The 22873-nt window shown below is 68.6% G+C and carries 18 protein-coding genes and 1 tRNA gene; 10 read left to right on the top strand and 9 right to left on the bottom strand.

Going from position 1 to position 22873, the window contains the following annotated elements:
* Window positions 1-41: 41 nt before the first annotated feature.
* Genes ACFC96_RS00430 through ACFC96_RS00415 form a run of 4 tightly spaced genes read left to right on the top strand, consistent with a single transcriptional unit; the run spans window position 42 to window position 3132 of the window.
* On the top strand, window positions 42-1070 hold the full coding sequence (locus tag ACFC96_RS00430; protein ID WP_376251821.1) for an ABC transporter substrate-binding protein: 1029 nt from the start codon (window positions 42-44) through the stop codon (window positions 1068-1070).
* Between the two features lie 37 nt (window positions 1071-1107).
* On the top strand, window positions 1108-1929 hold the full coding sequence (locus tag ACFC96_RS00425; protein ID WP_376251822.1) for an ABC transporter ATP-binding protein: 822 nt from the start codon (window positions 1108-1110) through the stop codon (window positions 1927-1929).
* Between the two features lie 46 nt (window positions 1930-1975).
* A complete protein-coding gene (locus ACFC96_RS00420) occupies window positions 1976-2569 on the top strand; it encodes a helix-turn-helix domain-containing protein (RefSeq protein WP_376251824.1) in 594 nt (197 codons plus the stop codon).
* Window positions 2566-3132, top strand: coding sequence for a GNAT family N-acetyltransferase (locus ACFC96_RS00415; protein ID WP_376609338.1), 567 nt, complete (start codon window positions 2566-2568; stop codon window positions 3130-3132). Before ACFC96_RS00420 ends, ACFC96_RS00415 begins: the two co-directional genes overlap by 4 nt.
* Here the strand turns inward: ACFC96_RS00415 and ACFC96_RS00410 are convergent.
* Together ACFC96_RS00410 and ACFC96_RS00405 are read right to left on the bottom strand one after the other, a co-directional pair.
* Window positions 3102-3947: a sugar phosphate isomerase/epimerase gene (locus ACFC96_RS00410; protein WP_340459101.1), complete on the bottom strand. Its 846-nt coding sequence runs from the start codon at window positions 3945-3947 to the stop codon at window positions 3102-3104. The two genes, ACFC96_RS00415 and ACFC96_RS00410, sit on opposite strands and share 31 nt — an antisense overlap.
* A gap of 11 nt (window positions 3948-3958) precedes the next feature.
* Window positions 3959-7447 carry a ThuA domain-containing protein gene (locus tag ACFC96_RS00405; protein ID WP_376609336.1) on the bottom strand — a complete coding sequence of 1163 codons (3489 nt, stop codon included), beginning with the start codon at window positions 7445-7447 and terminating at the stop codon, window positions 3959-3961.
* Between the two features lie 1088 nt (window positions 7448-8535).
* Between ACFC96_RS00405 and ACFC96_RS00400 the strand changes: the two genes are divergently transcribed.
* The 3 genes from ACFC96_RS00400 (at window position 8536) to ACFC96_RS00390 (ending at window position 11697) form a co-directional block, all read left to right on the top strand.
* Window positions 8536-9693: an RNA-guided endonuclease InsQ/TnpB family protein gene (locus tag ACFC96_RS00400; protein WP_376609334.1), complete on the top strand. Its 1158-nt coding sequence runs from the start codon at window positions 8536-8538 to the stop codon at window positions 9691-9693.
* 105 nt (window positions 9694-9798) lie between these two features.
* Complete coding sequence (locus ACFC96_RS00395) at window positions 9799-10161, top strand: MmcQ/YjbR family DNA-binding protein (RefSeq protein ID WP_376609333.1); 363 nt, start codon at window positions 9799-9801, stop codon at window positions 10159-10161.
* Between the two features lie 111 nt (window positions 10162-10272).
* Window positions 10273-11697 carry an MFS transporter gene (locus tag ACFC96_RS00390; protein WP_376609885.1) on the top strand — a complete coding sequence of 475 codons (1425 nt, stop codon included), beginning with the start codon at window positions 10273-10275 and terminating at the stop codon, window positions 11695-11697.
* On the opposite strand, the gene ACFC96_RS00385 is transcribed toward ACFC96_RS00390, so the two are convergent.
* Window positions 11663-12577: a transketolase family protein gene (locus tag ACFC96_RS00385; protein ID WP_376609331.1), complete on the bottom strand. Its 915-nt coding sequence runs from the start codon at window positions 12575-12577 to the stop codon at window positions 11663-11665. The two genes, ACFC96_RS00390 and ACFC96_RS00385, sit on opposite strands and share 35 nt — an antisense overlap.
* Before the next feature lie 61 nt (window positions 12578-12638).
* Window positions 12639-13352 (bottom strand): transketolase, encoded by a 714-nt coding sequence (locus ACFC96_RS00380; RefSeq protein WP_376609329.1) that lies wholly within the window; start codon window positions 13350-13352, stop codon window positions 12639-12641.
* A gap of 150 nt (window positions 13353-13502) precedes the next feature.
* On the opposite strand from ACFC96_RS00380, the gene ACFC96_RS00375 reads away from it, so the two are divergent.
* A tRNA-Pro gene (locus ACFC96_RS00375) sits at window positions 13503-13576 on the top strand.
* 754 nt (window positions 13577-14330) lie between these two features.
* Here ACFC96_RS00375 and ACFC96_RS00370 read toward each other — a convergent pair.
* Window positions 14331-15413: an integrase core domain-containing protein gene (locus ACFC96_RS00370; protein ID WP_376609327.1), complete on the bottom strand. Its 1083-nt coding sequence runs from the start codon at window positions 15411-15413 to the stop codon at window positions 14331-14333.
* Between the two features lie 449 nt (window positions 15414-15862).
* On the opposite strand from ACFC96_RS00370, the gene ACFC96_RS00365 reads away from it, so the two are divergent.
* A complete protein-coding gene (locus ACFC96_RS00365; protein WP_376609325.1) occupies window positions 15863-16117 on the top strand; it encodes a ThuA domain-containing protein in 255 nt (84 codons plus the stop codon).
* Here the strand turns inward: ACFC96_RS00365 and ACFC96_RS00360 are convergent.
* Window positions 16032-16427: an integrase core domain-containing protein gene (locus ACFC96_RS00360; protein WP_376609926.1), complete on the bottom strand. Its 396-nt coding sequence runs from the start codon at window positions 16425-16427 to the stop codon at window positions 16032-16034. The genes ACFC96_RS00365 and ACFC96_RS00360 overlap by 86 nt on opposite strands.
* 876 nt (window positions 16428-17303) lie before the next feature.
* On the opposite strand from ACFC96_RS00360, the gene ACFC96_RS00355 reads away from it, so the two are divergent.
* The gene (locus ACFC96_RS00355) at window positions 17304-19661 is read left to right on the top strand and encodes a glycoside hydrolase family 95-like protein (RefSeq protein WP_376609323.1); all 2358 of its coding nucleotides are present in this window, start codon (window positions 17304-17306) and stop codon (window positions 19659-19661) included.
* Between the two features lie 8 nt (window positions 19662-19669).
* Here the strand turns inward: ACFC96_RS00355 and ACFC96_RS00350 are convergent, their stop codons facing one another.
* From ACFC96_RS00350 to ACFC96_RS00340, 3 genes are all read right to left on the bottom strand, one after another.
* Window positions 19670-19843, bottom strand: a complete 174-nt coding sequence (locus ACFC96_RS00350) for a hypothetical protein (RefSeq protein WP_376609321.1) — start codon at window positions 19841-19843, stop codon at window positions 19670-19672.
* Window positions 19844-20169: 326 nt separating this feature from the next.
* Window positions 20170-21141 (bottom strand): alpha/beta hydrolase, encoded by a 972-nt coding sequence (locus ACFC96_RS00345; protein ID WP_376224285.1) that lies wholly within the window; start codon window positions 21139-21141, stop codon window positions 20170-20172.
* 62 nt (window positions 21142-21203) lie between these two features.
* A complete protein-coding gene (locus ACFC96_RS00340) occupies window positions 21204-22199 on the bottom strand; it encodes a helix-turn-helix domain-containing protein (RefSeq protein ID WP_376609319.1) in 996 nt (331 codons plus the stop codon).
* Window positions 22200-22873: the final 674 nt, after the last annotated feature.

Here is a 22873-nt window from a genome sequence, read left to right as displayed (position 1 = left end):
GCCCCGGACCACCCACCCACCGCCGCGAGAAGGGCCGCCCCATGCACGCGCGCAGACTCCTGACCGGACTCGTCCCCCTGACGCTCGTCGCCCTGACGGCGACGGCCTGCGGCGACGACTCCGGCTCCACGTCCACCAGCGACTCCGGCAAGAAGCTCGACAAGGTCACGCTGACGCTCAACTGGTACCCGTACGGCGAACACGCGCCGTTCTACTACGGCAAGAAGCAGAAGATCTTCGAGAAGCACGGCATCGACCTGGAGATCCGCGCGGGACAGGGCTCGCAGAAGACCGTGCAGGCCACGGGCGCGGGCCAGACCGACTTCGGCTGGGCCGACACCCCCGCCGTGCTCGCCGGCGTCGACCAGGGTGTCCACGTGAAGAGCCTCGGCGTGTTCCTCCAGACGACGCCCGCCTCGGTGCAGTCGTTCGCGAGCCAGAACATCAAGACCCCGGCGGACCTCAAGGGCAAGACCATCGCGGGGACGGCCGGCGACGCGCTCTCCAAGACGTTCCCCATCTTCCTGAAGAAGAACGGCCTCGCCGAGTCGGACGTCAAGGTCCAGAACACCGACCCCGCAGGCAAGATCGCCGCCGTCATGTCGGGCAAGACGGACTCCCTGCTCGGCTACGCGAGCGACCAGGGCCCCACCATGCAGGACAAGGCGAAGAAGGACGTCTCCTACCTCCGCTTCTCCGAGCACGGCCTGAACTTCTACTCGGACGGGCTCATCGCGGGCCCCAAGACCCTCCAGGGCAAGGGTGACCTGGCCAAGCGCATGGTCGCGGCGGTCAGCGAGTCCTGGGCCGCAGCGCAGAAGAGCCCCGAGCCGGCCGTCGCCTCCATGAAGGGCGCCTCCGAGCAACTCCCGCCGGAGACCGTGCTGTCCGAGCAGTTCAAGACGACCCTGACCCTCCTGCACACGGACGCCACGCAGGGCAAGGCGCCCGGCGCCAACACCGAGGCCGACTGGCAGCAGACCATCGACGTCTTCGCCCAGGCGGGCATGGTCAAGAGCCCCAAGCCCGTGGCGGACTACTGGGATTCGGCCAACGGGATCAAGGGCTGAGCACCCGTCCCGTACAGCCCACAAGGAGAGCTGCACCATGCCGAAGGACGCCACACTGAAGAAGACCGACGGAGCGAGCGGACACGTCGGGGCAGCCGTGCGCGCGGCGGACGTCGACGTCCGCTTCCGCACGAAGAAGAAGGACGTCACCGCGCTCACCGGCGTCTCGCTCGACGTCGCGGCCGGCGAGTTCGTCGCCATCGTCGGACCGTCCGGCTGCGGCAAATCCACGCTCCTCAAGCTCGTCGCCGGACTCCTCACCCCCTCGTCCGGCGAAGTCCGCCTGCACGACGAACTGGTGCGCGGCCCGCGCAAGGACATCGGGTACGTCTTCCAGCGTGCGGCCCTCCTGGAGTGGCGCTCGGCGCGCCGCAACATCCTGCTCCAGGCCGAGATGCGCGGCATGCCCGCCGCCCAGGCACGCGCGCGTGCCGACGAACTGATCCGGATGACGGGCCTCACCGGCTTCGAGGACGCGTATCCCCACGAGCTGTCGGGCGGCATGCAGCAGCGCGTCGCCCTGTGCCGCGCCCTGCTGCACGAGCCGCCCGTCCTGCTCATGGACGAGCCGTTCGGCGCGCTCGACGCGCTCACGCGCGAGCAGATGAACGTCGAGATGAACCGCATCTGGCGCCAGACCCGCACCACCGTCCTCCTGGTGACCCACTCCATCCCGGAAGCCGTCTACCTCGCGGACCGCGTCGTCGTCATGAGCCCACGCCCCGGCACCGTCACCGAGATCATCGACGTCGGCCTGCCGGCCGAGCGGGACTACGCGCAGACACTCGCGACCCCCGAGTTCCGCACGGCGACGGGCCGCATCCGCGAGCTCCTGGGAGCGGTCTCGGCCCACGACTGAGCCCCCGAAACGACGACGGTTTCATATGTGGGATATCGTGCCGAATATGAAACACGGTGACGGCGGCGACCCGGACGACAGCCGCGACCCCATCGACGCCCGCCTGGCGGCCCGCCTCGCCGCGCTGCGCGCCGAGCGCGGCTGGTCCCTGGGCGAGCTCGCGGACCGCAGCGGGGTCAGCCGCTCCACCCTGTCGCGTGCCGAACGCGGCGAGATCAGCCCCACGGCCTCACTCCTGAACCGGCTCTGCGCGGTCCACGGCAGAACCATGTCGCAGCTCCTCAGCGAGGTCGAGGCCACGCCGGCCCAGGTGGTGCGCGCCGACGAACAGACCGTGTGGACCGACCCGGCGTCCGGATTCGAGCGCCGCTCGGTCTCGCCCCCGCAGACAGGGCTGCGCGCCGAGGTCGTCGAGGGCCACCTCGACGCGGGCGCCGACCTGAGCTACGACAGGCCGCCCGTACCCGGCCTCGAACAGCACATCTGGGTCCTCGAAGGAACCCTCACCCTCACCGTGGGGGACAGCGAACACACGCTGCACGCGGGCGACTGCGTGCGCTTTCGCCTGTGGGGCCCCACGCGCTTCCACTGCCCGGGCCCAGAACCCGTACGGTACGCGCTGGTGGTGGTCGAGCCATGAGTCCCCAGCGCCTGACCGCCACCGAACTCCTCGACTCCGCCGACCTGTTGGCCGCGCTGCTCGCGGACGTCGTGGCCGGCGGAGCGTCCCTCGGCTTCCTGGCGCCCCTGACCCACCGCGAGGCCGCGTCATGGTGGCGGAGTCTGGCACCGGCCGTCACCGAAGGCCGCCTCGCCGTCTGGGCCGAACTCGACGGCCACCGCTGCCTCGGCACCGTGAGCCTCGCCTTCACCGACAAGCCCAACGGCCGCCACCGCGCCGAGGTGGCCAAGCTGATGGTGCACCCCGCGGCACGCGGCCGCGGCCTCGCCCGCACCCTCCTGACCCGCCTGGAGGACGCGGCACTCGACGCGGGGGTGAGCCTCCTCGTCCTCGACACCGAGACGGACTCGCCCGCCGAGTCCCTCTACCTCGCGGCCGGTTGGACCCGCGCCGGGGAAATTCCCGACTACGCGACCGACCCGGCGGGGACCCCGCGCCCCACGACGCTCTTCTACAAGCGCCTCGGGGCACGGGATCCCGCACGGACACCTCAGTACCGCAGCGCCGCCAGATACGCGTAGCTGTTACGGGCCGTCGCGAAGGGGTCCTTCGGGATGTCGTGCTCCACCAGCCACTGCTTGACGCCGCCCTCATGCGCCTTGTCGAACATGGCGGCGAAGTCGAGCGTCCCCGACCCCACGTCGGCGAACCCGCCGTCGGGCGCCATGTCCTTCACGTGCAGCGCGGGAAAGCGGCGACGGTGCCGCACGAAGTACGCGGCCGGGTCCGCGCCGCCCTTCGACGCCCAGTACACGTCCAGCTCGAAGGCGACCAGATGCGGATCGGTCTCGCGCACGAGGATGTCGTACAGGTTCTCCCCGTCCAGCACGTCGTGGTCGCCGTCGTGGTTGTGGAACAGGACGGGCCCGAGCCCGGCCTCACGCGACGCGGCCCCGATCCGGTTGAACTCCCTTGCCGCCTCCCGGTATCCGGCCGGGCTGTGCATCGAACCCGGCAGGCTGGGCACCACCGGCCACTTGGCGCCCAGCGTGTGCAGATCCTCCAGCGCCTGCGGCAGTCCGCTGCCGGCCAGCGTCTGGTACGCGACATGCTCCAGGACCGCGCGCAGGCCGACAGCGTCGAGCATCCGCCGGATGTCCGCCGCCCCGTACCCGTGCCGCCCGCTCACCCCGACCGTCGCGTACCCGATCTCCGCGAGCTGCTCCACGGTGCCGGCGAAGTCCTTCGCGAGGACGTCACGCATCGTGTAGAGGTGCATGCCGATACCGCCGCGCGGGATGCGCCGCCGCTGCCCGGCCGACGCGGGCAGCGCCGTGCCGACCGCTGCCGCGAGCCCCAGCGACGTACCGAGAAAGGCCCTTCTGCTGCTCTTCATGCCCACACCCCTCACTTCACCGTGATCCGGACCGAACCGGTGGTCGTGCCGCCCTTGTCGTCGGTGACGGTCAGATGCGCCGTGTACGCACCCGCGCGCGCGTACGCGTGCTGGGCGTCGGCGCCCTCCGTACCGCTCGGCTTGCCGTTGTCCCCGAAGTCCCAGTGGTACGAGGCCGCGGTACGGCCCTCCGGGAGCTTCACCGTGCCCTTGAGCGCGACGGCGAGCGGCGGTGCGCCGGCCTCAGGCGTCGCGGTCACCGTTACCTTGGCACCCGTGTGCTTCTCCACCCCGGGCCCGTTGAAGTGCAGCCAGTCGACCGCGAACAGGTCGGGCTTGTCGGTGCTCCACTGCGGGTTGGTGAAGACGGCGTACAGCGGGAACGTGCCGTCGTAATCGTCCAGTTGGGTGGTGGGGGAGACCACGTTGCCCCAACCACCCGTGTTCGGGACGGACACCTTGCCGAGCAGCTTGCCGGTCGGGGAGCCCACGCGGAACTCGACGTCGCCGCCGATCCCGCCGGACGCGGCGCCCACGGTCACGGAGTCGACGCCCTTCAGATGCACGGGGTCGAAGGACACCCAGTCCCCGTCCTCGATCTCGGTGAGCCGCTTGCCGCCCGAGGCGTCCGCACGGCTCGCGACGACGACTCCGTCGTGCGTGCCACCGGTCTTCGTGAAGTGCTCGGCCTCACGGAACGAGGTACGCAGCGACAGCGACGCCGACCCGGTCAGCGCAGGCACGCCGCCCGCCCCGCCCCTGTCCTCGTACTGGGCGCTGATGCCGTAGTACAGGTTCTGGCCGGGACCGTGGCTGTCCCCGGCGTCCGTCACGATCTCCCCGGCGCACCCCGTGTAGTTGTCAAGCGGATGCAGATGGGAGTCGTGGCCGAGCTGGGACTGGACGACGACGCGCGAGCAGTCGATCGGACGCCCGTCCTCCCGGTCCGCCACCTTGATCTTGAACGGGATCGTGTCGCCGAAGCTGAACGTCCCTCCGTTCGGCGGCTGTTGGATCGTGACCTTGGGTCGCGTGTTGCCCACGGTGATGTCCTGCACGGCACGGCCAGTCAGCCCCGTCGGCCCGGTCACCGTCAGCCGCGCCGTGAACACGCCGTTCTTCGTGTACGTGTACGTCGGGTTCGCCTCCGTCGAATCGGTCGTGCCGTCCCCGTCGAAGTCCCAGGCGTACGTGACCTGCTTGCCGTCCGGCAGGCCCGAACCCGCACTCGAGAACGTCACCGCGAGAGGCGCCGAGCCGCTGTCCGGCGCAGCCGCCGCCCGCGCGTCCGGCAGGCGGCTGTCGGCGACGTAGTCGATCCGGTAGATCCCGGCGCCCTCGTTGCTGCCGCCGCGACCCGTACCACTGCCGAGCCCGAAGTCGATGACATACATGGACCCGTCGGGACCGAAGTCAGCGTCGAAGGGCTGGTTCCACTTCATGTCGCCGAACACGGAGTTGATGGACTGCACATCGCCCGCCTCGGCAGGCGCGAACCGCGGATCCGTGAACGTCTGATCCTTCTCCTGGATCGAGAAAGTCTTGAACCACTGCCTGGTCAGCTCATAGTTGAACCACTTCCCGTCGAAGTACTCCGGGAACTTGGTCTTGCTCGGGTTCGAGGCATCGTAGGAGTACACGGGACCGCTCATCGGGCCACCGCCACCCGTTCCGAGCTCCGGGAACTGCTCCGACGCGGAGTACGCGTACCAGACCGTCGCCGCGCGCGCGGGCGGCAGATCGCGCAGACCGGTGTTGTTCGGCGAATCGTTCACGAGGTGGGCGCAGTCGAACTTCGCCCCGGACCTCTTCGACTCGAAGTCGTAGTCGTTGAACGGGGTGTTGTCGCCGATGCAGTACGGCCAGCCGAAGTTCCCCGCCTTGGTGATGCGGTTGAACTCGACGGTGCCCTCGGGCCCGCGATCGGCCACCGCGTCGCGCGCGTCGGGACCGTAGTCACCCACCAGCAGCGCGCCGCTGACCGGATCGGTCGTGATCCGGAACGGATTGCGCAGACCCATCGCGTAGATCTCCGGGCGCGTCTTGTCGGTGCCGGGCGCGAACAGGTTCCCGTCGGGAACGCCGTACGTCCCGTCCGCCTTCGGGGTGATCCGCAGCACCTTCCCGCGCAGATCGTTCGTATTGCCCGCCGTGCCCTGAGCGTCCCAGGCACGCCGGCCCTCGCGCTCGTCGATCGGGTTGAACCCGTCCGACGCGAACGGGTCGGTGTTGTCACCCGTCGCGATGTACAGGTCACCCTTGTTGTCGAACGCGATCGAGCCCGCCATATGCGAGTTGGCGCGACCCTCGCCCCGCCAGGTCGGCACGGTCAGCAGGCGCTTCTCCGACGCCGGGTCGACCTTGCCGCCCGACTCGGTGAACCGCGAAAGATTGATCCGTTTCTCGGTCTTGTCGGAGTTGAGCAGGTAGATCCAGTGGTTGTCCCGGAACTTCGGATCGAGCGCGAGCCCCAGCAGACCGTCCGACTGACTCGTCATCTCGGGCGTGTAGTCGAGGTCCAGCGCCGTGGTGACCTTCAGCGACTCCTGGTCGATGATCTTCAGCTTGCCGGTCCGCTGGATGAAGAACACACGCCGGTCCGGCGCGACGGCCAGCTCGAAGGGGTCGGCGAGGTCGGCCGTCGCGAGCGGGGTGCGCTGGAAGCTGCCCGTCCTGGTCGCCGAGCAGTCACCCGGCTTGTCACCGGCCGCCCACTGGATGCCGCCGAGGACGTGCTGGAGGAAACCGGCTTCCTCGAACGCCGACTTGGCGTGCCCACCCGCGGTGAACCAGGACCGGCCGCCGTCATAGTTCTGACACCACGACCACGGATGATCGACACCCTCGTCGAGACCGGTGACCCCGTCACGCACCTTGACCTGCGCGAGCGTGTGCACCTTCCCCGTGGGATTGGTGCGCCAGTTGTACCACTCCTCCGTACGCTCCCACAGCTCCGGAAGCCCCTTCGTGGAGGGGTGCGCGTGGTCGAGGACCTTGATCCGACCCGTCTGCACGGCGGGATGCTGGTCGAAGACGGCCCCGACGAGCCCCTCGTACCAGTCCCAGTCCCGCTCACTGGCCGACGCGGAGTGCAGCCCGACCCAGCCGCCGCCCCCACGGACGTACTTCTGCAGAGCCGCACGCTGCGCGGCGTCGAGCAGATCACCCGACTCCGGCGTCGAGTTGGTGTTGTTGAAGACGATCGCCTTGAAACGGGCGAGGTTCTCGTCGGTGAACGCGCCGGCGTCGTCGGTCGCCTCGACCTCGAAGCCGTTCTCACTGCCCAGCTTCTTGATCGCGTCGATGCCCGCCGGGATCGAGTCGTGGGCGAAGTTCGTCACCTTGGAGAAGACGAGCACGCGGTACGAGGCCGCGGCCTCGGCGCGCGGCGGGGCCGCCAGCCCGAGACCGACGACGAGAGCGATCAGCGCGAGGAGGACGGTCCAGGGCGAGCACCTGTGCGGGCCTCGCCGACTGTGAGGGCTTCGCGCGGTGGGCATGGTGCGCGCGGGAGGACCGTGTCTCCCGGACGGTACGGGTGTGGCGGAACTCGTAGAACTCATGGCGCTCCCTGGGGTGTTGGCCGGTGGCCGACTCGGGCGTGCGGTGAGTGCTGCGGGAATGCCGGAGCGCCTGGAAGCCGAAGCTTAGAAAGCGCTTTCCCGATGACGTCGCTCAGCGTAGGTTCCGGGCGGAGAGGGGTCAATGGGTCGGAACGGGCCGGGGGTGCGGAGGGGGTGCCGCGGTCGCCGGGGATCGGGCGGGGTGACAGTCGCGGACGAACGAGTGGAGCGGGGGCTGCCGATCGCGAGGGGCCGGGCGGAGCGGGTGGTTGTCGGCTGGGAGGGGCAGGTGGAGCGGGGGGTTGTCGACTGCGAGGCGAGGGGCTGGTGGAGCGGGGGGTTGTCGATTGCGGGGGGCTCGTGGAGCGAGTGGCTCTTGATTGCGGGGGGCCGATGGAGCGGGTGGTGTCGACTGCGGGGGGCTGGTGGAGCGGGAGGCTGTCGATCGCGGGGCCGTGGTGGTGGCGTCTGAAGCGGGGGCGGGCTGGTCTTCGTGCCCCTTCAGGCGACGCTCGGTGGGCAGCGCGTCATGACCTCCGTTGATCGCGGGGCATGGTGCCGGCGCGTCGTTTGAACGGGTGGGCGGGCCGGTCTACGTGCGCGGGGGCCGGGTGCCGGGTCGCGCCCGAGCTGGCGGGTCGCTTGTCCCTTGTCCGCGGGCGACCCGGCGCCGGTCGCGCCCGAACCGGTGGGCCGCTGTCCCGCGTATGCGCTGCGATCGGCGGTTGTCAGCAGGATCTAGCGCGGAACCCGGGGCGTTCACGCCTGAGGGGAAGTGCTTTTCTGGACCGTTCTGACCTGCAGGTTCTCATAGGCCCGCACGGTTGACCTCAGACGGGATGCCTCTGGTTGTCGATGCATTCCTTGATGTTCTCGCAGCGTCGAATGATCCACGGTAAACGGTCCGCGCCGGTATTTGGGTGTGAAGACCAAGTGGGCGTGGAGGGTGTGGATGACTGTGCGGCCCCTGCGAATGTGGGGGTTTGGCTCCCGGCGTGGTGACATACGTCGATACGATCGTCCTTGTGAAGGTCGTCGTGCAGGTGAAGCTGATGCCGGAGGCCGAGCAGGCCAGCGCGCTGTCGGTGACGCTGCGCACGGTCAACGAGGCCGCGAACTGGGTGTCGGCGGTGGCGTTCGAGCAGGGTGTGCCGCGTGAGTACGAGCTGCGCAAGCACACCTACGCCGAACTCAAAGCCCGCGGCCTGGGCGCGCAGGCAGCGCAGCATGTGATCAAGAAGACCCGTGATGCCTACACGACGCTCAGGGCCAGCATCCGCGCTGGGAATCTCGGCAGGCCTGGATCGAAGCGTCGTACCAAGGCTGAGTCCAAGCCCATCGTCTTTAGGCGTGAGGCCGCGCAGCCGTATGACGACCGGTGTTTGAGCTGGCAGTACGACGCGCAGACGGTGAGTATCTGGACAATTTCCGGGCGTATCAAGAACGTCCGCTTTGCCTGTTCGGCTGGCGCACTCAAGACGCTGCAGGAGCACCGGCAGGGTGAATCGGACCTGGTCGAACGCGACGGCGTGTTCTATCTGCTGGCGACCTGCGAGGTGCCCGAGACCGAGCAGTACGAGCCCGCCCATTTCATCGGCGTGGATCTGGGAATCGTCAACATCGCCACCACATCCACCGGCCACAAGAGTGCCGGGCGGGGCCTGAACCGGCACCGTAAGCGGCACCTCGATCTGCGCAGGAAGCTGCAGGCCAAGGGCAGCAAGTCCGCCAAGCGGCTGTTGAAGAAGCGTAACCGGCGCGAACAGCGCCATGCGAAGAACCAGAACCACATCATCGCCAAGACGATCGTGACCGAGGCTGAACGCACCTCGGCCGGGATCTCCCTGGAGGAACTCAAGGGAATCCGGCAGAGGGTACGGCTCCGCAAGCCCCAACGGGTCGCGCTGCACTGTTGGGCTTTTGCCCAGCTTGCAGGCTTCATCGTCTACAAGGCCCGCAGGGCCGGTGTCCCCGTGGTCTTCGTCGATCCCGCCTATACCTCGCAGCAGTGCTGCGAGTGCGGCCACATCGACAAGAGGAACCGGGCAGGCCAGGCCCTGTTCACGTGCCGGAACTGCGGGGTCGTTGCCCACGCAGACCGGAATGCTTCCCGCAACATCGCCCGCAAGGGCGAGGCTGTGTGGACTGCGGGGCGTGAGTCACGCGTCCCTGCCACCCCGTAAGGGTGGCTGGACGGAGGAGCCCACCCAGCAGCCAGTTGGGCGCTACCTCCAAACCCGACCCTTTAGGACCGGGTCAAGTTGACTGGGCTTGGCTACGGTTTTCCCATGCCAGATGCCGACGACGTACGTTCCATTGCACTCAGCCTGCCGGAGGTTGCGGAGAAGATCGCCTGGAGCATGCCGACGTTCCGGGTCGCGGGGAAGATGTTCGCCACGATGCCCGAGGAGGAGACCTCCATCGCGGTGCGCTGCCCCAAGGTGGAGCGCGACGAGCTGGTTCTCGCGGAGCCGAAGAAGTTCTGGATCGCGGACCACGAGGCGGGCTTCGCGTGGGTGCGGGTGAGGCTCGCCGCTCTCGACGACAGCGACGAGCTGCGTGACATCCTCACCGACTCCTGGCGCCAGGCCGCCCCGGTCCGACTCCTGGACGCCCACCCGGAGTTGGGACCAGCGGAGCCGACGGGCTGATATTCCCGGGGCGATGTCAGTGCCGCGTGGCATGATCCGGCAGGGGTGGGGGACGCGGGAGCCACAGGGGCCGCCGCGCCGCCGGGGAGGGTACGGGCAGGCATGGGCGGAATGTCGAAGGAAGGACCACGGGGGTCGGGGGAGGAGCGGGATCGGGCCGGGGATTCGACCAGGGGGTCGAGCTCTGGTTCCGGTGAGCCGAGGCGGCCGCGGGATTCGGCTGGGGGATCGAATCCCGGTCCCAGCGAGCCGAGGCGGCCGCGCGGCGGTATCTGGTCGCGAGACTTCGGGTTGTTCTTCTCGGCGCGTGCCGTGGCCAAGCTGGGGGACACCATGCTGCCGGTGGCGCTCGCCGCGGGCTTGCTCCAGCACGGGTACGGTGCGGGCGCCGTCGGTCTCGCGATGGCTGCCTCGGTCGCCTGTTTCGCGGGGCTCGTCATCTTCGGCGGTGTCTTCGCGGACCGGTTCAGCACGCGACTGCTGATGATCGGCGCCGACATCACGCGCCTCGTCACCCAGTCCCTCGCCGCGGTCATGTTCTTCTCCGGGCACGTGGTGCTGTGGGAGATCTGCGTGATCGGCGCGGTGAACGGCGCGGCGGCCGCCCTCTTCCAGCCCGGCGTCGCCAGCACCGTCCCGCGCCTCGCCACCGACGTACAGGCGGCGAACGGCGCGATACGGGTGGCCGAGTCCGTGGCGCAGCTCGCGGGCCCGGCCGTCGCCGGCATGCTCGTCGCGTTCGCCTCGCCGGGCGTCGTCTTCGCGGCCCACGCGGGCACGTACGGGCTGAGCGCCCTGTGTCTGCTCCTGCTTCGGCTGCCGCCGGCCCAGCCCGGCGCCGAGGCGATTCGTGGCAGCGGGTTCCGGGCCGATCTCGTCGAGGGCTGGCGGGAGTTCAGATCGCGCACGTGGCTCTGGGGAGTCATCGCGATCTGGTGCGTGCTGATGATCGCCGCCTGGGGTCCGGCCGTCCCGCTCATCGCCACGCAGGTCGTCCAGGAGCACGGCCCGCGTGCCTACGGCCTGGTCAACTCGGCGCTCGGCCTCGGCACGGTCATCGGCGGCGTCTGCGCCCTGCGGCTGCGTCCCCGCCGGATGCTGCGCGCCGGCGCCGTCGCGCTGTTCGGGTTCAGTTTGTTCCCGGCGACCGTGGGTGCCGGGTTCAGCGTGGAGTGGATGGCGGCGGGCGCCGTCGTGGCGGGGGCGGGCATGTCGTTCTGGGGCGTCATGTGGGCCACCAGCATCCAGACCCAGGTCCCGCGCGACGTCCTCAACCGCATACACGCCTACGACGTCGCGGGCTCCCTCGCGATGACACCGGTCGGCCAGGCGCTCGCGGGCCCCGCCGCCGGAGTCTTCGGCACGCGCCACGTGCTGCTCGCCGGCGGCGTCACCACCGTCCTCGTGGCGGCGGCCCTGCTTTCCGTACCCGCGATCAGGGGCCTGATACGGGTGGACAGCACCGTGCCGGTGCCGGGCCGGAGCCTGGAGGAGTCCTCCTCTAACCGCGAGCCGGCGCGCCGAGGAAGCCGCTGATCCGATCCCGCAGCGACGCGGGGTCGAGGCCGTGCGCGGCCACGTGCTCCTCGATCTGTCCGTACCGGCGCAGCTCACGGCGGCCCACGCCCAGCCCCAGCACCCGGTGCGGCAGATCGGCGAGCGCGTCGTTGGCGGCAGTCGTCGACGTACCCGCCAGATACGGCTCGACGATCACCACGTCGGCGGCGTCGGCCGCACCCGCGGCACGGCGCAGCGCGTCGGCGTCGAAGGGCCGCACCGTCGTCGCGTAGAGCACGGTCACGTCGAGGCCCTCCGTGGCGGCGAGGACCGCGTCGAGCATCGGCCCGACGGCGACCACGACACCACTGCGGCCTTCGCGGACGGTCAGGAATCGCTCCCCGTCGACGGCGAGTGCCTCCTTGTTCGACTGCACGGAGAGGCGGACGTACACGCGGTCGTCACCGGCGCCGACCGCGTGCCGCAGCAGGGTCTCGGCCTCGTCCGGATGGCCCGGCACATGGACTGTCCAGCCGTCGAGGGTGTCGAGCAGTGCCACGTCGCCCGGAGCCATGTGCGTGAAGCCGCCGGACGGCCAGTCGTAGGAGGCGGCGGCGCTCACCAGGACTCCGCCGACGTCCTGATGTCCGAGGTCGAGCTTCACCTGCTCGAAGGGGCGCTCCACCAGGAAGCTGGCGAAGGTGTGCATGACGGGCCGCAGCCCGGTCAGCGCGAGCCCCGCGCCCGTCCCGATGAGCAGTTGTTCCCTGATACCGACGTTGATCACCCGGTCCGGGTGCCGGCGCTCGGCCTCGACGAAGCGGTCCCTGCCGATCTCCGCGAGGACGACGGCGACGCGGGGGTCCTCGTCGAGCAGTCGGGAGACGACGGGGGCGAATCGATCACGCATGGTGTCCATGACGCGGGTGTCCTTCCAGGGAGGAGGAGAAGAGAGCAGAAGAAGAGAGAAGGGGCGGGGCTCAGGAGTTCTTGGGCTCCACGCGGGCGACGATCACGCGAGGCGTCCCCGGGTGCGGCGCGGTGAAGGCCTCGTACAGGGCCTCGTGATCACGTCCGTCGACGGTCGCGGCGGACCAGCCGGCCGCCTCGAAGCGGGCGGCGATGCCGCCGGGCCGGGCGTGGCTGGCCGAGGAATTGTCGACGACGACGGTGTGGAGCCGGTCGAGGGCGGCGGGCCCGGCGAAGGCGATGGCTTCGTGGTTGCTGCCCTCGTCCAGCTCGGCGTCCCCGATCAGCGTCCAGACGGCCGGTTCCACGAGGCCCTGTGCGCGGAGTCCGAGTGCGGTCCCGACGGCGATCGGCAGCCCGTGCCCCAGGGATCCGCTGGCGATCTCCACGCCGGGGACGAGCACCCGGTCCGGGTGGTGCCCGAGCGGGGAGTCGTACGACCCGAAGCCAGGCAGCCACTCCACCGGCACGAAGCCCTTCGCCGCGAGCACGGCGTAGTACGCCATGGGGCCGTGGCCCTTCGACAGCAGGAACCGGTCGCGCCCCGGATCCCTGACGCCGTCGGGCGTCACCCGCAGTACCTGGTCGTAGAGCACCCACAGGACATCGAGGGTGGAGGTCGCCGCGGGGCCGTGCTTCTCGTCGCCGGTCATGCGCGCCATGAGCGCCGGAAGGTCTTCGTAGGAGTAGGAGGCCTCTGCTGTACGTGCCGCTGTCGTTGTCATGACAGGAGCGTGCAACCTCAAGCCAACTTGAGGTCAAGGGTGACCTGCCGGCCGGTGGCCGTCGGGAAAGGCGTGCGCGACCACGGCTCCAAGTGCGGTATGGTTTCCGTGCGCGTTCGGCCAGGGGGAAAGCCCAGGTCAGACGAGCACCGGGACGTGGCGCAGCTTGGTAGCGCACTTGACTGGGGGTCAAGGGGTCGCAGGTTCAAATCCTGTCGTCCCGACAGTTCGAACGTATCGAACGTCGCAGGTGAAGGGCCGTTTTCATAACGGCCCTTTTTCTGTTTCCGGGCCCGCTCCCTGGGAGTGATGGGAGGGAGCACGCTCCCTCCCATTCCCCTTAACGAATTGCTCCCACTCGGGTCGCTGGCCACATATTCGATTTCTTGCCCACGCGTTCACATCTGTGTCCTTTTGGTGACCGCTGGCTCCCCGTCGTTCGGGGGGTCTTATGTGTATGGGCTTCCGCTCTTCGCGCAGGTCACATTCACTCCCGGTGGGTGCGGGGCTGGGAGCGGCGTCACCATAACGGGAATCGAAGGTATGGGGCCATGCGAAATCTTGGCCCATGTCCTATTTCCAGGACCCCAGATGCCCGATTCTTGTCCGGGTCGTTGTGCGCGGCATCGAGAAGTTGAACGCGGTTGGGAGACGCTGCGCTGGTGGGGGTGGCGGCAGATCGGGCATGAGGGCTCGGGGCAGCGGTAGGCCGGGCCTCATCGGCCATCGGGGTCTCGACAGCGGTTGACGAGGCGATGTGGGGGAGCTCAGGGTCGAGGAGCCAAGCTCCGGCCCCCGTGCTCTCCCTACTGGACATCTCGAGGGCAGAGCCCCTGCTCTCGGACGTGAGGATCAAGCCCACTCCCGCAGGCAGCCTCGCCAGTGCGGAAGAGGTCTGGGACGCCCTCTACGGGATCGAAGGACGCTAATTAGGTGGAGCAGGTTGGGCCTGTGGGTGCCGACAACCCGTGTCACCCGCTATGCGACCTGCATGTATTCGTGGATCAGCCCTCCGACTCGGTCGTGCCGGATGATGCGGGTCTGCTCGCCTTCGGCGGGTCGTGGGGGTGCGTGGAGACCGTTTGGAGAGCACTGTCCGAGTGATCGGTGGGGGCGGTGATCGTTGTAGTGGTGGGCGTACTCGTCGACGACGAGGCGCAGATGTCGTTCGCTCGTGATCAGGATGTGGTCGGTGGCCTCGCGTCGGCATGTTCCCACCCAGCGCTCGGCGATTGCGTTCATCCGGGGCACGCCCGGCAGGATGGGCACCACTCGGGCGCCAACGGCGGTGAAGACCGAGTCGAACCCCTCGGTGAAGTAGCCCGCGTTGTCCCGGATGAGGAATCCGATGCCTTCGGCGCGTGCGTCATCCCAGCTCATGAGGAAGTTTCGGGCGCATTGGGTGGCCCACGCGGCGGTGACGTGTCGGGTGACGCCGGCGATGTGGACGCGGCGGGTGTCGTGCTCGATGAAGAGAAGGACGAACAGGCGCCGCAGGAGGACGGTGTCGACGTGAAACACGTCGACCCCAATGACGCCTGTTGCCTGGGCTTTGAGGAACCGGTCCCAAGAGCGGTCGGCGCGCTGAGGCGCTGGATCGATCCCTGCCTGCTTCAAGATCTCCCATACGGTCGAAGCGGCAACCGTCCAGCCCAGGTTGAGTAGTTCGCCGTGGATCCTGCGGTATCCCCAGCCATCGTTGTCTCTCGCCAGGCGCAGCACCAGAGCCCGCGAAGCGACGGGCTTGGGTGGCCGCCCCGGCCGGAGGTGCGGATAGGTCCATTTCGGCTTCACCAGTCTGGCGTGCCAGCGCAGGACCGTGCGCGGGCTGACCAGGAGTTTCATGCCGTGCCGCTGGCGTTTGCTCAGCAGGCGAACGAAGGCGGCGATCACGGCTCGGTCGCCGAGTTCGAAACCCGGCTTCGGCATGCCGCGCTCCAGGACGCTCAGCTGATGGCGCAGCACCAGGATCTCGACATCCTTCGCTGCGGAAGAGCGGGCCAGCAGCCGAAGCCAGTTCAGGAGCAGGCAGCAAAGCCGGTAGATCAGACGTATCGTCACGAGAACCGAGCGTGCACCGAAGCTGCCGGGGAGACCGTCGACGTGATCACATCGTGGCGATAACTACATCTCAGCACGGGTGACATGGGTTATCGGCACGCACAGGACGCCGGGCTGGTGAGCGCGGCACCGAACTACTGACGTCGTCCTTCGTGGCAGTCTCGCTGTGAGGTTGCCACGAAGGACGGCTCGACTGCGCGCTCTCATTCGGTACGAGGAGGGAGCTACACGGCAAGCAGTCCGATGACCGCTCTGCGGTTTATGGCCGCTCTGCGCGAGCTGGGCGAGGAACATGGCTTCAAGGTGGAATCCTCCGAGAACCCCGCGGTCTTCACAGACGCCTCCCTGGCGGGCCGTAGTGCCGTGGCCTTCCTGTCCACCAGCGGCGAAGTGCTCAGCCCGGAAGGAAGGCAGCCCTGCGGCGCTGGATTGCGAACGGCAGCGGCTTCATGGGCATCCGCTCCGCCGCGTGCACTGAGTACCAATGGCCCTACTACGGCGACCTGGTTGGTGCGCGCTTCGCCGGCCACCCCGCTTTGCAGCCCGGCACCGTGCTGGTCGAGGACCAGAGCCATCCGGCTATGGCTCTACGCCTGCCGAAAAGTCCATCCACGCAGTTCAGGCGGCATGTTGGTATTCGTGGAGGACTCCGCCGAGGCGGTCTTTTCGGCGTACGTCGAGGTGGGAGATCTGTGCAGGGGTGAGCGATTCGGGGACGGCACTCAGGGGTGTTGCCTGATGCGCTTGGTGAGGCGGGTGGAGGTTGTAGTGCAACTCGAACTGGCTGAGCGTGGCGCAGGTGGTGCTCGTTCCGGTGAGGGTGCGGTCCAGGAGTTCGTGGCGGCAGGTCTGGACCCCGCGTTCAATGATGGCGTTCATGCGCGGTATCCGGACGCCGGTGAGGACGACGCGGATGCCGACGTTGCTCAGTATCTCGTCGAAGAGGGCGGGGTACTTCGCGTCCCGGTCCCGGATCAGGCACGTGGCGGTGGCGTTGGTGTCCGCCAGGTCCATGGCCAGGTTGCGGGCGGCCTGGGCGACCAGGCTGCGGTGGGGTGGGCGGTGGTGCCGAGGATGCGGACGCGGCGGGTGGCGTGTTCGATGACGGTGAGAATGTACTGGCGCCTGCCGGTCAGGGTGACGGTCTCCGGGCCGCCTGTAGGGCAGCCTCAGCGTCACGTTGTGCAGGACGAACTCCCACGACATGAGCGCGAAGCCCTGGAACACCGTGGTGCGAGAACCCACCTCAGTGCGGGGGATGTTGCCCTCGACGAGAACGGAGCCCGAGTCCGGGGTGAGAGCGCCGTCCGTTATCGCCGGCAGTGTGCTCTTTCCGCTGTTCCGTCGTGTGATTGCCTCGCGCACCGGTTCGGGAATGCGGCCGACCGTCCGAACGGGGTGCGCAGGTGTCCGTCGGACATGACGGACGCGGAGTGGGTGGTGGTGCGCAACGCGCTGCCGGTTCCTGCCTGGCTGGAGGGCCGGAGCGAGGAGCCTGAAACGGGCCACGGCCGGACGCCCCGCCAGTGCCAGACGTGCGAGACGCAGGGCCTGCGGTGTGTCCGACAGGACCTCGTAGCTGGGGCGCAGACCCACGTGTGCCGGGTTCCGACGCAACCACGTCGGCACCTCACGGTGGACCGAGGCCGCCGCCTCGTGCGCGCGGGACGCGGCCTCCGACTGCGAGAACCATGACGCCTGCGCCGTCGAGTGGGGCGCGTTGCCACCTCTGGTCGATCGGACCTTGTTCGGACTGCAAAGACGGCGGCCTCCCGTCCGCGGCCGCACGAAAAGATCGGATCTCTTGCTTCAAGACCCCTTGTGGCTAACGGGTGTTGACTGCATCATTCCCGGGACGCGGGTTCACCTCCGAGTATGGGAGTCACTTGCATGAACGAGAGACACATCTCGGCCGCACTATCCCGCCCGTCCCGGCGGGCCGCTCTCACTCTGGCCACCGGAGTGGGCGCAGCAACGCTTCTCCCGCAGACCGCCTCCGCCTGGGCCGCTTCTGCCGCCACCGTGGGGGCGAGCGCACATTCCACCGATGTCTCGCCCCATGAACGGGTCGCGCGCGACGCCTCGTTGCGTTGGCGCACGTTGCCCGCCGACTGGAAGGACGGCGCACTGCTCGGTAACGGGCTGCTGGGGGCCGTCGTCTCCAAGGGCTCCGCCGCGAACACCCTCCAGGTGATGCTCAGCCACACCAAGGTGCAGGACCAGCGGGGGCAGTGGCGCGCCGCCATCGGGTACTCCCGGCTGCCGATCGGCCATCTCACCCTTACGCTCGCGGGCGAGATCACCGCCGTCGACTGGACCCTCGACCTGTACGACGCCGAACTGCGCGGCACCATCACCACGGTCCGGGGCAGCGTCGCGTTCAGCATCCTGGTGCACAACTCCCGTGACGCACTGGTGGCGTTCACCGAGCCGAGCCCGGGGGAAGAGGACGCGGCCTGGTCCTTCACCTGGATGCCCGCCACCACGTCGCGCACAAAGGACAAGCCCGTCGACTACGTGGGCAACCCGGACCCCGCGACCGGCACTGCCAATGGCACCTCCTATGTCGAGCAGCCGCTGATCGCGGGCGGCGGCTGGACCACGGCCTGGCGCGAGCGCCGCGACGGCACCCGCCGGGTGCTGGCCGCCCAAGTCGTGTACCGGCACCCGGAGGAGCTGAGCGGCACCACGCGCCTCGCCCTCGCCGCGGTCGACCGCACCCTCGCCGCCTCCGTCACGGGCCTGCTGAGCGAACACCGATCCTGGTGGCACCGCTACTACCGCCGCAGCTTCGTCTCCGTACCCGACAAGCGAATCCAGGACTTCTACTGGATTCAGCTGTACAAGCTCGCCAGCGCCACCCGCGCGAACGGGCCGTCCCTGTCCGAGTGGGGGCCGTGGTACCCGGAGACCGGCGGCAGCTGGACCGCCGTCTGGTGGAACCTGAACGTGCAGATCGCCAGCTGGCTGCTGCAGGGCTCCAACCATCCCGAACTCGACTCCGTCACCTCGACGTTCAAAGCCTTCGAGGCAGAACTCCCCACCTCCGTCCCCGCGGAGTACCGTGACGGCGATACCTACGCCCTCGCGCACCCCTCGGACTGGATGCTGCGCACCGGCGGAAAGACGGTCGGCGTCCCCGGCACCGCCTCCAAGACCGACAACACCGGCAACCTGCTGTGGGCGCTGCACAACATCTGGCTCAGCTACCGCCACTCCATGGACCTGGCGATCGTCCGCGACGTGCTCTACCCGATCCTCACCCGCGCGGTGAACTTCTACGACCACTTCCTGTACGAAGGTTCGGACGGCGCCCTGCATCTGCCGCTGACCCGCTCACCGGAGTGGGCCGACGCCGAGGACTGCACCTACGACCTGTCCCTGGTGCGCTGGGGTTGCACCACCCTCCTGCAGTGCTTGAAGCTGCTGCGCACGACGCACCCCAAGGCGGCCCGCTGGCAGGAGATCCTGGACCGGCTCACTCCCTACCCGCAGGACGCGACCGGGGTGATGGTCGGCGCGAACAAACCGCTCACCGAGTCGCACCGGCACTTCTCGCACATGCTCTGGCTCTTTCCGCTCGCCGAGTACGACCACGCGCGCCCCGCCGACCGTGCCCTGATTGACACCACCTTCGACCACTGGGTCAAGGACCGTACGCAGTGGGCGGGTTACAGCTTCGCCGCCGCGTCCTCGATGGCCGCCCGGATCGGCCGTCCCGAGCAGGCCCTCGACCTGCTGACGTACTTCACCGATGGCAACGTGTTCCGCAACTCCCGGATGACCGAGAACACCATGTACGTCGAGGGCGGCAACCTCGCCGTCGAATCCCCGCTCACCGCAGGCCAGTCCGTGCTCGACATGATGATCCAGAGCCACTCCGGGCCGGTGCGGGTCTTCCCTGGTGTGTCGGCGAGCTGGCCCGACGCCAGTGTCCAGGGCCTGCGCGTCCAGGGCGCCTTCCTCATCGACGCCGACCGGGCCGACGGTGCCACCCGATGGGTACGGGTGCACAGCGAGGCCGGCGCGCCGCTCGACCTGGAGCACGGGATCAGCGGGGACATCGACGTACGGGACGAGCAAGGGCGCCGTTTGCCGTACCGCACGACGGGTGTCGGGCGCGCTGTGATCCAACTCCCGAAGGGAGGGGTGGTGCTGGTGACCCCTGCCGGCAAGAGGATCACCGGTCGCGCACCGCGGGACGTGCCCGCGCTGTCGGCGCGGCGCCCCTGGGGCCTGCCGGGCTGAACGCGGAGTCAGTGCTCCGGCGCGGCGGACTCGGGAGTGATGTTCTTGTTGAAGCGGAGCAGGCTGTTGGTCGGCGCCTGGCGGTAGTTGGTTGCGGGCTCGGCGGGGGCGGTGTTCGTTGTCGTGCGGTGCGTAGGCGTCCAGGACCTGTCGGGCGTGGGCCTCGTTCCTGATGAGGACATGGTCGGGGGCCTCGCGCCGGATGCTGCCGATCACCCTCTCGCTCGCCTACCTCGCCGTGACCCAGGCCTTCGCAACACTACGTTGCTGCCGATGGCCGACCGCGAGAAGGACGCCGAGATCCTGGCGCTCCGCCACCAACTCAGCCTCCTGCAACGGCAACTCGACGGAAAGCGGCCGCCTTCAAAGCCGAGGAGATAGAGATCCTCATGAGCGCGCCGCGGGCCCCTCGGGTGACGAGCGCATGAGCAGGGATCACGCAGGATGGCGAACGGGTCACGTTCTGGCCGAGCTGACCTGCGCGGATGCATTTCTGGCACGGACAGCGTCAGGCCGGGTGGAGCGCGGTGTGGAGGGTGTCGGTGGCCAGAGTGATGGCGGTCTGGGCGCCGCGGGTGGGGCGTAGAGCATTGAGCATCACGAAGTCGTGGATGACGCCCTGGACGCGGACGGCGGTCACGGCTACGCCTGCGGTGCGGAGGTTGGCGGCGTATGCCTCACCCTCGTCGCGCAGGACGTCGGCCTCTCCGGTGATGATCAGGGCAGGGGGCAGGCCGATGAGCTGGTCGGTGGTGGCCCGTAGCGGGGAGGCGGTGATCTGCGCCCGGTCCTCCTCGCTGGGGGTGTATTGGTCCCAGAACCACTGCATGCCGTCGCGGCGCAGGAAGTAGCCGGTGGCGAACTGGTGGTACGAGTCGGTGTCGAAGCTCGCGTCGGTGACCGGGTAGAACAGGACCTGCTGGAGCAGAACTACGTCGCCGCGCTCTTTGGCCATCAGAGTCAGCGCCGCGCTCATGTTGCCGCCGACGGAGTCGCCGACCACGGCCAGTCGCGCGCCGTCCAGGTCCTTGTCGGCCCCCTGGGTAGCGATCCACTGGGCGACGGCGTAGTTCTGCTCGATGGCCACCGGATAGCGGACCTCGGGCGACAGATCGTACTCGGGGAAGACCACCGCGGCGTGGGCGCCGACGGCCAATTCGCGGACCAGGCGGTCGTGGGTGTGGGCGTTACCGAAGACCCATCCAGCGCCGTGGATGTAGAGGATCACCGGCAGCGGGCCGGTGGATCCGGTCGGCCGCACAATCCTCGCCCGGACACTGCCGGTGGGGCCACCCGTGACGGTGATCCACTCCTCGTCGATCACCGGCATTTCGACCTCACCCGACTGGACCTCATCCACGGCCTTGCGGCCCTCGACCGGATCCAGGTCGAACAGGTACGGCGGGTTCGCCGTCGCCTTGGCGAACGCCAGGGCCTCGGGTTCGAGGACGGGCTCGACCGGACTCGTCGCATCAGACATCTGCAGCTCCTTGTGGGGTGGGAATGCTTTCCTGATCACCACGCTAGGGGCTGCCGCATGGGTCACTTTTTCGTCGGTGCACCGTCGGTGTTCCCGCAGTGTGCTTCGGGTCGACCCTGGAGTTGCCATTCACGGGGCGTCGTACCGTAGGCCGCGCGAAAGACCCGGCTGAAATGACTGGGACTCACAAAACCCCAGCGCTGGGCGATTGCCGCCACCCCCACCTCCCTGGCCATGGGCCGGAGGAGTTCCCGGCGGCACCGTTCAAGTCGCTGCGTCCGGATCCAGCCGCCCACGGTCGTGCCTTCGAGCTGAAACAGCTTGTGCAGGTAGCGGACCGACATGAAGTGCGCTTCGGCAATCCTGGACGGTGACAGGTCTGGATCAGCGAGGTTGCGCATGACGTGGTCCTTCACGCGCTCAAGAGAGGCGGCGGCGACATGCGGGCCCTCGGAAGTAGAGCGTCCGCGGCGCTCGTCGATGAGAAGCACCATCAGATCGAGCGCGGTGGCGGCGACCCGGCGGCCGACACCGTCGTCGAACCCCTCAGCTTCGCGCGCCATGCGCGCAAGGAAGGTCGCCACAAGTGCGGCGCTGCCCTCCTCGCTGGTGAAGGCGGTGGCAGTCAATGCCTGCAGATCCTCGTCCCGCACGTCAAGTTCTTCGCGAGGGAAATGGAAGGAGGTGAAAGAGAATTCTCCTTCGAGTTTAATCCTGAACAGGCGGGACGAGTCACTGATGGAGAATTCTCCCGGCCCTATCACGGATTCCCGCCCGTCCTGCTCCTTTGTCGCGGTGCCCTGCTGCTGGAGGCTGACGATCAGTGACTTACGGTCGTCGCGGGAGATGTGGCGCTTGTTGCGCTTCACTACCTGTGGTCCCGCCTGAACACGGGAGATGTGCAGGGTGCCGAGCTGGCTGCTGACGATTGTTCCGGGCGACGGCTCCTTCTCCAGCAGATCCACATCCATCGGCATGAAGGTGCCGGAAACCACTTCATGCCAGCGCTCCGCCCGGTCAGCAACTGACAGCGGCTCGGTGGAGACAACATTGGGCACGGACTTTCTCCTTGGGCGTCGTGGGCGCTTGGTTGAAGATCCGTACGAGAATCGCCTGCCTGCGCTGCCGGAGTGAATCCCGCTGGTCAGGGGCCGGACTGCAGATCGGATCTGTCTGTGCCTCAGCCTGCCGGGCGACCGGGGCGTGTGCATCAGTCGGTCGACTGGTCCGTACGTCATGCCCTGAGACGGTTGCGCTGCGTCCAGGCGAGCAGCCTTCGCAGGGAGGCGCCGCCCTGCCGCAATGCCACCCGCGTCGGCGGGCTGTCGCGCAAGGAGGACAGCGACACGAAGTCATACGCCAACCGCTTCACCGCCCTGCAGGTCGCCAGGCTCAGCCTCAGACAGAGCATCGAACTGCCCCACGCACCCTGCACCTGTTCGTGGCCAAGGGCGCGATAGTCCTGGCGAGCAGCGGCCCGCTGGCGGCCGGCGACGCCGTACGCTTCACCACCACCGGCGGTAGGCGCGTCACCGCTGACCAGGACGCCGAGATGCTGTTGCCGGTGTTGCTCGTCTCCCTTGCCCGTAGGCGTCCTGGCCGGCGGCCTGGACCGCCGCCCGGTCCTGGTCGTGCCCCCTGCTCATGGCCGGACTTGCCGGCACCCTGGCCGTCCTCACCCGAGCCGGGCTGACCATCCCCGCCCCTCTCCTCACCCTCACCTTCCTCAGAC

It is taken from the genome of Streptomyces sp. NPDC055955 (assembly GCF_042270245.1).
Lineage (GTDB): Bacteria > Actinomycetota > Actinomycetes > Streptomycetales > Streptomycetaceae > Streptomyces.
This window is presented reverse-complemented; position numbering and strand designations above follow the sequence as displayed.

Bases quoted from the DNA above. Each gene is read 5' to 3' on its own strand.
- ACFC96_RS00430 (WP_376251821.1), top strand. From the start codon at position 42: ATGCACGCGCGCAGACTCCTGACCGGACTCGTCCCCCTGACGCTCGTC.
- ACFC96_RS00425 (WP_376251822.1), top strand. From the start codon at position 1,108: ATGCCGAAGGACGCCACACTGAAGAAGACCGACGGAGCGAGCGGACAC.
- ACFC96_RS00420 (WP_376251824.1), top strand. From the start codon at position 1,976: ATGAAACACGGTGACGGCGGCGACCCGGACGACAGCCGCGACCCCATC.
- ACFC96_RS00415 (WP_376609338.1), top strand. From the start codon at position 2,566: ATGAGTCCCCAGCGCCTGACCGCCACCGAACTCCTCGACTCCGCCGAC.
- ACFC96_RS00410 (WP_340459101.1), bottom strand. From the start codon at position 3,947: ATGAAGAGCAGCAGAAGGGCCTTTCTCGGTACGTCGCTGGGGCTCGCG.
- ACFC96_RS00405 (WP_376609336.1), bottom strand. From the start codon at position 7,447: ATGCCCACCGCGCGAAGCCCTCACAGTCGGCGAGGCCCGCACAGGTGC.
- ACFC96_RS00395 (WP_376609333.1), top strand. From the start codon at position 9,799: ATGCCAGATGCCGACGACGTACGTTCCATTGCACTCAGCCTGCCGGAG.
- ACFC96_RS00390 (WP_376609885.1), top strand. From the start codon at position 10,273: ATGTCGAAGGAAGGACCACGGGGGTCGGGGGAGGAGCGGGATCGGGCC.
- ACFC96_RS00385 (WP_376609331.1), bottom strand. From the start codon at position 12,577: ATGGACACCATGCGTGATCGATTCGCCCCCGTCGTCTCCCGACTGCTC.
- ACFC96_RS00380 (WP_376609329.1), bottom strand. From the start codon at position 13,352: ATGACAACGACAGCGGCACGTACAGCAGAGGCCTCCTACTCCTACGAA.
- ACFC96_RS00365 (WP_376609325.1), top strand. From the start codon at position 15,863: ATGGGCATCCGCTCCGCCGCGTGCACTGAGTACCAATGGCCCTACTAC.
- ACFC96_RS00360 (WP_376609926.1), bottom strand. From the start codon at position 16,427: ATGGACCTGGCGGACACCAACGCCACCGCCACGTGCCTGATCCGGGAC.
- ACFC96_RS00355 (WP_376609323.1), top strand. From the start codon at position 17,304: ATGAACGAGAGACACATCTCGGCCGCACTATCCCGCCCGTCCCGGCGG.
- ACFC96_RS00350 (WP_376609321.1), bottom strand. From the start codon at position 19,843: ATGTCCTCATCAGGAACGAGGCCCACGCCCGACAGGTCCTGGACGCCT.
- ACFC96_RS00345 (WP_376224285.1), bottom strand. From the start codon at position 21,141: ATGTCTGATGCGACGAGTCCGGTCGAGCCCGTCCTCGAACCCGAGGCC.